Source organism: Tissierella sp. (genome assembly GCF_052089545.1).
Lineage (GTDB): Bacteria > Bacillota > Clostridia > Tissierellales > Tissierellaceae > Tissierella_A.
On sequence record NZ_JBQDAA010000085.1, the window covers coordinates 1 to 9238 of the forward strand.

Consider the following 9238-nt stretch of genomic DNA (forward strand, 5'->3'; position numbering starts at 1 on the left):
TTTAATTATACACTATTATTAGTTTACGACAACTATCCTACCACATAGGGTTATCCATTTACTCCACAACTGTCTATAATACATTCAATACTTGAAGTTGCAACAGTTCCAGTATTTGTTGGAGTTGGGGGTGGGGTTACAACTGGCAAGCGATCTATAAATATAGCTCTTCAAGCTGAACTTATGGGTGCTTATGGCGTAGTTGTAAATGCACCAACTAAACCAGAGGTTATAAAAGAGATGTACGATACTATAGATATACCAATTATAGCAACTGTTGGGTCCCTATACGATAATTATCAGGCTAAAGTAGAAGCTGGGGCAAGAATTCTTAATATATCAGGCGGAACTAATACTACAACTCTTGTCAAGGAAATAAGGAAAGAATATGGAAAAGAGTTTCCTATTATAGCAACTGGAGGCCCAACTGAAGCCTCTATACTGCAAACTATAGAGGCTGGGGCAAATGCTATAACTTATACTCCACCAAGTACTGCAGAAATCTTCTCAGAAGTTATGAAAAGCTACAGAATAGAAAAACGAGATAGTTAAACTATCTCGTTTTAATCTTCAAATTCATCAAAATTCACTCTGTGATGAAGTACATCACAAAGACTTCTACTTTCTAGCAAAATATGTATAATGTAAAGATAAAAAACAATTGAGCCCATTACATGAAAAGAGGTTTATAACTTATTAATAAGTTATAAACCTCTTAATAAGACTAATTTCATATCATAAAATCAAACTAAACATAAACCATCTTGCCATCAGAAATCTCTACTGTTCTATCACAAGTTCTTGCAATATCATGGTCATGAGTTACAATTAAAATTGTAACCCCTTGTTTATTTATTTCTCTAAATACATTTAATATTATTTCTTGAGTTTTCTCATCTAAAGATCCTGTTGGTTCATCTGCCAATATAAGTTCTGGATTACATGCTAGTGCCCTAGCAATTGCAACCCTTTGTGCTTCTCCACCCGATAAAGCTGTAGGATATTCATTTTCTTTACCTATTAAATCCATACTCTCAAAGAGAGTATAAACTCTATTTTTAATCTCATTATTTGTTTTTTTCTGATATCTCATAGGTAAAGCAATATTATCATAAACCTTGAAATCATTTATTAAGGCAAAGTTTTGTACGACAAATCCAATGTTATTTCTTCTAAACCTTTCCATTTGTTTTCTATCTGATGTATTAATTTGTTTACCATTAAAATAATATTCTCCACTGTCCGGTTTATCTATACCCCCAATTAAGTTTAGCAATGTAGATTTGCCAGACCCACTCTTTCCTACAATAGCTACCATTTCACCTGGATCAATCGATAGTGATATATCTTTTAACACATGAAGCTTATTATTGCCATTTCCATATGACTTATTAATTTTAAGCAATTTTATAGTGTTTTTCATTACTCTTCTCCCCTTATCAATTGACTTGTTTCTTTTTTTAGTAAAACATATGTGGGCACTATCATAGAAGTTATGAATATGGTAAATCCTACAAATATTAATAGTAATTGATAGTTTCCAAATCCTATAATAAAAGAACTTATTATAAGTGAGCAAAAGACTGCTATAGCTATAACTGTAATTAACTCTATTGATATTTGTAAAAGTATATTATAAATACTAGCTCCACATAGTAATTGAACCCCAAAACGATAGTAATCTTTCTGTATTCTACTAAGCATGCTCATAGTAATACTTATGACTGTAAATACTACTAAGATAATAGTTATCATCCTAATTTTACTAAGAACATCATCTGAAAGCTTTACAAGCTTTTTAGTCTCATTTGTATTATCACTATAAACTTCAAATTTAAATGTCCCATATTTATTAGAAGTCTGCTCAACTAGTTCTGCAACATTCATTTTTTTATCTAGTGTTAATATTTGTCCATTAGCTTGTTGTGATAGTGCAAAAGAAGTTAAATACTCAAATTTATTATAGTTTAGTTCTGTAAATGCTGGCATACAAATATATCTATCTAAACTTATCACATCATTATTTCTTACTATATTAGTATCCTTAGGGAAAAAACCTATAACATGTAATTTAAACTTTTCAGATATATATTCAGCTTTTATTGTATCACCAATCTTAAAGTAATCCTTATATTCATATCCTAGTATTATATTATGATATAGATTGTCATTTAAAATATAATCCTCTTCAGAAAAATAATTTCCAGAATCCATCTCAATACTAAATACATCTTTAAGATTTTTTGATATTTGTGTACTTTTTACAAAACTATACTTAATTTCATTTTCTTCACGTATTGGCTCCGCATAGCCTTCTTCATATTGATAAAAAAATTTCTTTGGGATATTTTTATTTATTATATCAATAGGTTGTAAAATAGTATTAATAAAGTCTATATTATCATTGTTTCTTAATTCTTCTACAAAGCTCTTTAATTTATAATATTCCTTTTCTGATTTTAAGTATTTACTGAAACTACCATCTTCATCTGCTACATCATGTAAAGAATAGTGTATTTGATTATAATAATCATTTATCTTTCTTAAGCTATTATGCCCTTGTTTAAAATTACTATAGCCTATGGATATTAATACTAGACAAATTATACATTGAATAATGATGATAAAAAAGGATCTTTTGTTTCTATTTAAACCAAATCTGGCTTCCTCTATATAAGGAGATTTATTTGAATTGTTTTCATCAATCATTTTATCACCTCTGCAATGGACAGACTACTTACTTTATTCAACCTGACTACTATTGATAAAAAACTAAGTGTTAAATTAAATAATAAAGTATACAATATTGTAAGATTGTCTTTAATTTCAATACTTAATATAAGAGATAGTACCAATCCCAAAAACATTCCAATTATGGAGTATAAAATAAATCTTGTATAAAAATAATGTTTGATATTTCTATCGGTCCAGCCTACAAGTTTCATTATACCTATTCCTTTTATATGATGCTCAATCCAAGCTATTGATATAGTATAATTACATAATAAAAAACATATAAGTAATAATGTAAAAACTATACTTATATTTATATTTGTTTTAAGTAATCTATCTGCGCCAATAGGATTTATATCTAATATTTCAATTGCACTATTATTATCCTCAAATAGTTTTTCTATTTGTTTTATATTCTTTTGTGACCTAAATCCCATGTTTTTTGAATAATTATCCAATATATGTATTCTATTTTCATAGTTTTTACTAAGTGAGTCCATATTTATAACCTTCATATTATCTAAAATAGTATCTGTTTTATATCCCATTACACCTATAATTTCAAATTCTTTATCATCAATATGTACATATTCTTTTCCATTTTTATCATATATATCTTTTAAAGAATTTTTACCGATTACAGCTAGATTTTGCTTTTTAAAAAAGTCACTTTCTTTTAAGAAACGTCCCTTTAGCATGGGAGGTGAATCATATTTACCTTTGATATATATTTGTCTTAGCCCCGATTCATAGTCATCATAAATAAGTGATAAATCTGTCTGATTGCTACTTTTTAATAGCTCTATAGTTTTATCGAGTACTTTTTCATTATCTTTAAATTTAAACTGAATTGCATCATCGCCATAGTAACCCCTACTAATTCGATTTATCATTAGATTTTCGTCCAATTCAGAATACATAACTATTATAGTAAAGCATATTAACATACTTATAATTATAAGCAACATAGAAATAGTATTTACTTTTATTCTCATATGTTCTACTCCCTTAATAATAGTCCCTATACTCATGAGTATAGGGGCTATTATCTATAATTTGTTTTTAATCTATCCCATAAAAGGCTCTAGCTCTTCCAGGTACTGCATAATCCCTCATGTATGCCCACTTTGATCGTAAAGTAAACCCTCCACTTCTAGTTACCCTATCAGTGTCTGTCTTACTCTTGAAAAGTTCTACATAAGCTCTAAGATAATGATTACCATTATATCCTACACTAGATGCAACAGCCCGCTTTTGAAATCTTCTATATTCATTAAATTTACCTGGATACATTATTTTAGATTTTTCCTCACCCCATCCCCTGAACTTATTCTTAAGATTGGGAAGGCTATAAACACTAAAGTCACTCTCTTCTCTCTCAATCTCAATCTCTGTCCTTTTATACTCCTCGTCAACTGAATCTGCTAAACTTATTGATGAAATTAATAAAATCCCACATAATAATGTTAAATACATACATTTCTTCTTCATACAATCTTCTCCTTTTATATTATATTTTTATACTTTAGTAATCCTTAGGTCTATACCTAAGTTGTTCTTTCTCCCTATAAAGAACTGCAAAACAATAACATTAGGGAATGTATTTGTTTTACTACTAATATATATAAACTTTATTAACATAAAATCTGAAATGATAATAAACAAGTATCGTAAATACGTTTTAATATCATGAACTCTCAACTTCTTCTAACTGGAATTAATATACCTAAGTAAATTATAGCTGATACGGATTGTCCTACAATTATTCCGATTAAAAATACAATCATAGCAATTAAAATACTTGCAAAGCACAATCTTTAAAAAATTTAATTATCATTTTAATTTTTATCACCTTCTGTTATAATAACTGTATCAGAAATAACTATATTTTTGTTAAAATTTGGACTAAGAGGTCATTCTTTGGACCGAACGGTTCTTTTAGGGTATAGATTTATCTTGCAAAGATTTTCTCTGAGGTCATGAAAACTACAGAATAGAAAAACGAGATAGTTAAACTATCTCGTTTTTTAATCTTCAAAGTCATCAAAATCTTCTCTGTGATGAAGCCCTATAAGGTGATCTACTGGTATTGTAAATATGATTCCAGTTCCAGGTTTTTTAAGATCTCCAGCCTCTGTCATAGCCTTTACAATAGCTTTTAACTTTTCTCGTTCTGAAAGTATAAATATTATTTCTTTTGATGCTTCAATATTCACCTTAAGGAATTTCTTTACTTCTGAATCTCCCGTCCCTCTTCCGTAAAAAATTGTAGCCCCACTAGCTCCGCTCTTTTTAGCTGCTTTTATAACCTTTTCAGCTTTTCCTCTTTCTACTATCGCAACTATACATTTAATATCTAACATCATTTCCGTTGCATAAAATCTATAATTATCTATAAAAACTTTATAAAAACTCATAAATTTTAACTGTGATTACCGTTACCAAATAATCTTCCCTCTTCACCGTATCCGATTTTGCCTTAAACTACTTTCGTTTGATATAACACTCCAAGGGCTTAAATTCCCATACAACGCATGGTACATATACAAGTTTTCTTTTTTTGTGAAGTATCTTGTATTTACTATATTCGCTTGGTTTTCGCTTATATTTTCGACTTCCTTGGACACCCACTAGGTTCTACCCTTTCGTCACTACTTTCGCAGTTTTCGGCTCATTCACTCCTTGGTAAGTATAAACTTAGACATATTATAGATTAGTAATCATCTAAGTCTTTAACTTAATCATATGTTTCACCTCCTTAAGCTAATTATACCACTTTAGGAAGTGTTTAAACATATGTTTGTAATAAGAGTTATATTCTTTTGAAATAAGTTTAAAGATTACAATATTGTTTTTTATAAGTTTTTATAAAGTTTTCAAGGTTCATCTGGTACAATTATAGATTTTATGCTCATTCATATATATCCGCTAAATATATACAGTTCTCTTATGAACTTCTTATGCTTTCACATAAGCGTAGACTATATCATACGCCTTACAGGCGCTCCTCCGCTTCCACTATCAATAGCTTATAGTGTACTCCCTTTTGGGATAGTCGTTGAACGTTCTTCATTTTAAAGAAGCTTCGCTGCTGATTGTCGATTTCTTTGAGGACTTAGGATTTAACCTTATCCTATCTATCTAATTTTTTCTGCTTTCGCGACCTTCACGCTTATACTTTAGTATTACGTTGTAGTTTAGATAGCTTTACGAGTTTCCAGCAATTCAAAGGATTTTCGGATAGCTTTAATCTATCACTCCATGCTCTTTATGAACATGGGAGGCTGTCAACATTTTATAAGTCTATATATTTATATAGATTTACTGTAACTGTTAGTTACCTCCTATAAAGTAGTTAATATACCAAGTATTAAAACTGACACCATAGCCCCTACAGATGTAAGGCCTATAACTCCAAAACCTGAAAGTAAGGGGTCTACCCCTTCTATAACGCTAGCTATACCTATGGCTAGAGCCATATTTATTGGTATATTTACAGGTCCGGTGGTAGCACTTGCCGAATCCATTGCAATGGCCACATACATCTTTGGTGTCAAAAATATCAAGACTAAGACTATAGCCAGAAGTGGAACTATTATTTTTATATAAGAAATATTGTTTATAATCTTAAATAAACCAATCCCCATTCCTAGGCCAAAACCTGCTGCAACACCATGAATTAAAACTGTTTGGTTTATTGCTCCTGCTGATACCTCTTCTACTTCTAGTGCCAAAGCTTTAAGGGCAGGTTCAACTAGTGTTCCAAAGTATCCTATTATAAATCCTACCAATACTATAAGAAACTTCTTATCTAGTAGATGGATATTTCTACCAACTGAATCTCCAAGTGGTATAAGACTCATTGTAGTTCCCTTTAAAAACAGATGCAGTCCAATAATGGCAAAAACTATTCCTATACCAAATCTCCCCATATTATCTATAGGCTTTTTTAATATAAAAACTTGAAACACTACCATTATAATAGTAAGAGGCAGTATTCCTTTCATTGTATCCCATAAAGGAGCCAACATTTCAAGTATCTTCATAAGCTTCTCTCCTATTCTTCTGTACTTATCATAATATATTATAGTATATCATAAGGCCTTTTTTTATCTAGTGAAAAGAGAGTTTATAACTTATGTCACGCTTACTACTTCTCGTTCTCTTTATAATAAAATACTGCAAGTTCCATTTCTTTATTGAAGTTAAATGTATATGCAAAGTCTTTATTTTCATATTTAGTGTTAACTACAGTAATAGCAAAATCTTCTTCTGAATAGCTATCTTTTTCTCCTCCTACACTTATCTCTCCAAATTCATCAAATTTTCCACCTTTATTTATCTCTTCATAAATTTTTTCTAGTCTTTCTTCGCTAAGATCCTCTTTTAATGATGATGTACTCATTTCTAATAGAGCTTGTGAATTTTCATTGTTTATTAATTCTACTACTTCTTTAGCTTTATTTTTAACTTCTTTTGTTTTGAAATCATAGGAAAGTTCTGAACGTGTACATCCTATTAGAAAAGTAAAAGATAGCAAAAGGCATACAAGAATTTTAAATTTGAATTTTTCCATATTTTCCTCCTTTAAATAAGTTTGAACTTTAACTAATATATTTACTATAACATACCCACTATTAAAACATTATAAAGCTTAGTATATATGCTTGCTATCCAAGAAAAACCTTTATAACATCCTAAATAAAATTATCTTTTCCTACTTATTTTATTTTCTATAGTAAAATAACTTTATAGATTATCAATAATCTATAAAGTTATTTTTTTGATCGTTTTAAATTTTAATATTGTTTTTCATATATTCTTATTTAGTTTTCTCATCTAACTTTTTTCTCTTTCTTTAATATATACCAAAATACAGCTATTAAGAATATTACATATATTAGAGATTTATTATCTTCATTAAGTAAAATATAATCTAGTAAATAATTTATAGAAAAATATGCTATATTAAAAAAATATACATATTTGGTAAATTGTAATAGATTATAGTCTCCTTGCAATATCTTAAATAACAAGAACAGACCAACAATTGAACTTGCGTAATACACCAAATTTATAGCAGTACCCAACCATGCAATGTCTAAATATGTTGTCAGATACCAAGTTGAGAGCACCACCAATATGATAGAAAAATATACTTTTAAACTCTTTGAAATATTGTTTGAATTTACCATTTATAGTCTCCTCCTTAATCAACAAACATTATTATTGTTTCATATTATCTAATAGCATTATTCTAAACTAAATAAATTATTCATTTTTATCGTTATTTATACTTGGCAGCCTGTAGTTTAAATAATTTATTGTACGCACCATTAAGTTCTACTAATTCTCTATGATTTCCTTGTTCTTTTATTGTCCCATTTTCTATAAAATAAATTTTATCAACATTTGTAATGTTAGAAAGTTTATGCGAAATAAAAACTATAGTTTCTTTAGAATATTTATTTAATATAGAGTCAAAAAATTCTTTCTCTGAGTATGAGTCTAAAGCACTAGATGGCTCATCTAATATAAGGAATTTATGATTTAGATATAACACTCTAGATAAAGCTATCTTTTGTAATTCACCACCTGAAAAATTAGTACCATCGGAATCTAATTCATAACTAATTTTAGTTCTTAATTTATTATGCAATTTCTCTATTTTATTATATATACCAAGATTTTTAAGTAAAATACACATATTTTCTATATCTATTTCCTTTTTCTCATCTTCACTATCCATTATTATATTTTCTAATATAGATAATGCATATATTTTAAAATCTTGTGGTAATGATCCTATTACCTCATTCAATTTTTCTCTTTTATAACAGCTAATGGGCTTTTTATTTAATAATACTTCTCCTTTTTTGGGTTCATAAAAAACAAAAGCAGAAATTGTATTGGGTGATTCTTCTGCAATTTTTTTTGCAAATTTACCTATCTTTTTAATTTGATTAAATATAATATGTTCCATATTATATTTCATGTTATATTGTATTCCCTCCTTTTAAATCTGTTTTATAAATATTTAATGCAACTATCATTAAAGAGCTACTAATAACAAATAAATAATTAATACTAGTTATTAAATTTATCTTTGTAAGATAATAGATTATCAAAGTTATAAATAAAATAGCACTTAAATTTATATTTTTTTAAAATTACAAATATTTATAACTTCGTCATTAATAATCCTATTCTGATTTACTTGCGGTTTAATCATATAAATCTTTATTGTAGAGTAAATGATAAAAATGATTCCAATGACTTCCTTATAATTTTGTTTTAAATTAATTTGCAATAATATTATTAACATGAAATTTAAAATTGTAAGACTTAAGCATCCTAAATAAGTACTACTATGATAACCACCTACATTTTTCCTAAGTAAAATTAATACACTTAAATAAATTATAGCTGATATAGGTTGTCCTGAAATTATTCCACTTAGAAGTACAACCATAGCCGTTAAAATACTTGTTCCTAATATTTTAAG

At 28.1% G+C, this 9238-nt stretch carries 11 protein-coding genes; 1 reads left to right on the plus strand and 10 read right to left on the minus strand.

Annotation, left to right across the window (positions count from 1 at the left end; genetic code table 11):
• Nucleotides 1-183 precede the first annotated feature (183 nt).
• Entirely contained in the window at nt 184-552 is a 369-nt protein-coding gene (locus ACTHW2_RS07420; RefSeq protein WP_442263312.1) for a hypothetical protein, read from the plus strand.
• Between the two features lie 196 nt (nt 553-748).
• Here ACTHW2_RS07420 and ACTHW2_RS07425 read toward each other — a convergent pair whose 3' ends face one another.
• From ACTHW2_RS07425 to ACTHW2_RS07470, 10 genes are all read right to left on the minus strand, one after another.
• Nucleotides 749-1423, minus strand: a complete 675-nt coding sequence (locus ACTHW2_RS07425; protein ID WP_442263313.1) for an ABC transporter ATP-binding protein — start codon at nt 1421-1423, stop codon at nt 749-751.
• A complete protein-coding gene (locus ACTHW2_RS07430) occupies nt 1423-2709 on the minus strand; it encodes an ABC transporter permease (RefSeq protein WP_442263314.1) in 1287 nt (428 codons plus the stop codon). The genes ACTHW2_RS07425 and ACTHW2_RS07430 overlap by 1 nt, the downstream gene beginning before the upstream one ends.
• Nucleotides 2706-3728 carry an ABC transporter permease gene (locus ACTHW2_RS07435; RefSeq protein ID WP_442263315.1) on the minus strand — a complete coding sequence of 341 codons (1023 nt, stop codon included), beginning with the start codon at nt 3726-3728 and terminating at the stop codon, nt 2706-2708. Before ACTHW2_RS07435 ends, ACTHW2_RS07430 begins: the two co-directional genes overlap by 4 nt.
• Before the next feature lie 67 nt (nt 3729-3795).
• Nucleotides 3796-4224, minus strand: coding sequence for a hypothetical protein (locus tag ACTHW2_RS07440; RefSeq protein ID WP_442263316.1), 429 nt, complete (start codon nt 4222-4224; stop codon nt 3796-3798).
• Nucleotides 4225-4760: 536 nt separating this feature from the next.
• Nucleotides 4761-5150, minus strand: coding sequence for a P-II family nitrogen regulator (locus tag ACTHW2_RS07445; RefSeq protein WP_442263317.1), 390 nt, complete (start codon nt 5148-5150; stop codon nt 4761-4763).
• A gap of 927 nt (nt 5151-6077) precedes the next feature.
• Nucleotides 6078-6779 carry a DUF1538 domain-containing protein gene (locus ACTHW2_RS07450; protein WP_442263318.1) on the minus strand — a complete coding sequence of 234 codons (702 nt, stop codon included), beginning with the start codon at nt 6777-6779 and terminating at the stop codon, nt 6078-6080.
• A 104-nt stretch (nt 6780-6883) separates the two neighbouring features.
• On the minus strand, nt 6884-7309 hold the full coding sequence (locus tag ACTHW2_RS07455; protein WP_442263319.1) for a DUF3887 domain-containing protein: 426 nt from the start codon (nt 7307-7309) through the stop codon (nt 6884-6886).
• A 259-nt stretch (nt 7310-7568) separates the two neighbouring features.
• A complete protein-coding gene (locus tag ACTHW2_RS07460) occupies nt 7569-7928 on the minus strand; it encodes a hypothetical protein (protein ID WP_442263320.1) in 360 nt (119 codons plus the stop codon).
• Nucleotides 7929-8020: 92 nt separating this feature from the next.
• The gene (locus ACTHW2_RS07465) at nt 8021-8728 is read right to left on the minus strand and encodes an ATP-binding cassette domain-containing protein (RefSeq protein WP_442263321.1); all 708 of its coding nucleotides are present in this window, start codon (nt 8726-8728) and stop codon (nt 8021-8023) included.
• Between the two features lie 159 nt (nt 8729-8887).
• Nucleotides 8888-9238, minus strand: a 351-nt coding sequence (locus tag ACTHW2_RS07470) for an accessory gene regulator B family protein (RefSeq protein WP_442263322.1), incomplete at its 5' end; no start/stop codon positions are given.

Excerpts from the sequence above, each read along its gene's own strand:
- ACTHW2_RS07420 (WP_442263312.1), top strand. The coding sequence starts at position 184 with ATGGGTGCTTATGGCGTAGTTGTAAATGCACCAACTAAACCAGAGGTT.
- ACTHW2_RS07425 (WP_442263313.1), bottom strand. The coding sequence starts at position 1,423 with ATGAAAAACACTATAAAATTGCTTAAAATTAATAAGTCATATGGAAAT.
- ACTHW2_RS07430 (WP_442263314.1), bottom strand. The coding sequence starts at position 2,709 with ATGATTGATGAAAACAATTCAAATAAATCTCCTTATATAGAGGAAGCC.
- ACTHW2_RS07435 (WP_442263315.1), bottom strand. The coding sequence starts at position 3,728 with ATGAGAATAAAAGTAAATACTATTTCTATGTTGCTTATAATTATAAGT.
- ACTHW2_RS07440 (WP_442263316.1), bottom strand. The coding sequence starts at position 4,224 with ATGAAGAAGAAATGTATGTATTTAACATTATTATGTGGGATTTTATTA.
- ACTHW2_RS07445 (WP_442263317.1), bottom strand. The coding sequence starts at position 5,150 with ATGAGTTTTTATAAAGTTTTTATAGATAATTATAGATTTTATGCAACG.
- ACTHW2_RS07450 (WP_442263318.1), bottom strand. The coding sequence starts at position 6,779 with ATGAAGATACTTGAAATGTTGGCTCCTTTATGGGATACAATGAAAGGA.
- ACTHW2_RS07455 (WP_442263319.1), bottom strand. The coding sequence starts at position 7,309 with ATGGAAAAATTCAAATTTAAAATTCTTGTATGCCTTTTGCTATCTTTT.
- ACTHW2_RS07460 (WP_442263320.1), bottom strand. The coding sequence starts at position 7,928 with ATGGTAAATTCAAACAATATTTCAAAGAGTTTAAAAGTATATTTTTCT.
- ACTHW2_RS07465 (WP_442263321.1), bottom strand. The coding sequence starts at position 8,728 with ATGAAATATAATATGGAACATATTATATTTAATCAAATTAAAAAGATA.